Consider the following 1,405-nt stretch of genomic DNA (forward strand, 5'->3'; position numbering starts at 1 on the left):
ATATCCGTCCGAACCACAATTGGGGGAAACACATGGACGCCAGGACAACCGATTTTTCCGCCGTACGGACGGCGATGCAGCGCTACGTCGATCAGGAGATCATTCCCGGCGTGTCCTGGGCGGTGCTGCGCGGCGGCGAGGTCGTCGACCAGCAATGCGTCGGCTTCGCTGATCGCGAGGCCAACACCGCGCTGCGGCCCGACCACATCTTCCGCGCGTTTTCGAATACCAAGATCTTCATCACATGCTCGATCATGCTTCTGGTGGAAGAGGGTCGCATCGGGCTTGACGACGTTGTCGAAAAATTCCTGCCGCAGCTCGGCAATCGCAAGGTGCTGAAGCAGGGCGCGTCGAGTCTTGCCGATGTCGAGCCGGCGAAGGGGTCGATCACGATCCGCCAGCTCCTGACCCACACCTCCGGCCTCAGCTATGGCATCTTCGAYCCCGGCACGGTGCTGTTCAGGGGTTACAACGAGGCGCGCGTGCTCAATCCGCTGACGCCGCTGACCGACATGATCGACCAGCTCGCCGATCTGCCGCTGTCCTATCATCCCGGCAACGGCTGGGAATATTCCGTGGCGACCGACGTGCTCGGCCGCGTCGTCGAGGTCGTCTCCGGAAAATCCCTCGATGCCTTCCTCAAGGCGCGCATTTTCGATCCGCTCGGCATGACCGACACCGGATTTTACGTGCCCGAAGCGCAGCAGGGCAGGCTGGTCGCGCTCTACACCGGCGCTGACGTGCTCGACCCGATGAAGCCCGGCCTGACGCGGGCCGACAATCTGCCTTATCCGCAAGCCTATCGCCGTCCGTTCCCGCGGCTCTCGGGCGGCGGCGGTCTGGTCTCGACGCTGCCGGACATGCTCGCGCTGGTGCGCGCATTGGTGCCCGGGTCGGATACTCTCCTGAAGCCGAACACGCTGCGGCAGATGATGACGAACCAGCTGCCCGCAGGGCAGACCATCCGTTTCGCCAATCTCGGGCCGATGCCCGGCAAGGGGTTCGGCCTCGGCGGCGCCGTCACCTTCGCGCCGACGCCGTTCGATCCCCCGAATTCCACCGGCGAATTCCAGTGGGGCGGGCTTGCCGGCACCCATTGGTGGATCTGCCCGCAGGCCAATACCGCGGGTGTCCTGATGGCCCAGCGCCACATGGGTTTCTGGAATCCGTTCTTTTTCGAGTTCAAGCGCCTGGCCTACCAGGCGGTCGGAGGCTGATCGCAAAAAAATTGCAAGCCTCCGCGAATCCTTTTCGCCCGTCGCGTCCTCCTTGTCGTCGAGGCATTCCGCCTCGGCTCATGTCGGAGGATGTGTTGGGATTTTACAGGAAGAATATCGGTGGCCTGCATCAGGCGGTGCGGGTGGTGCTCGGACTTGCGGTCGCGATTGCCGGGTTCGCGTATCTG

At 63.5% G+C, this 1,405-nt stretch carries 1 protein-coding gene and 1 pseudogene; both read left to right on the forward strand.

All coding sequences use genetic code 11. The features are described 5' to 3' along the window. The first annotated feature begins 32 nt into the window (after window positions 1-32). Window positions 33-1,217 carry a serine hydrolase domain-containing protein gene (locus AC1D00_RS41080; protein WP_477014639.1) on the forward strand — a complete coding sequence of 395 codons (1,185 nt, stop codon included), beginning with the start codon at window positions 33-35 and terminating at the stop codon, window positions 1,215-1,217. Between the two features lie 95 nt (window positions 1,218-1,312). After that, a pseudogene (locus tag AC1D00_RS41085) lies at window positions 1,313-1,405 on the forward strand (DUF2892 domain-containing protein); the annotation flags it as partial.

The organism is Bradyrhizobium sp. P2_E8 (assembly GCF_056403875.1).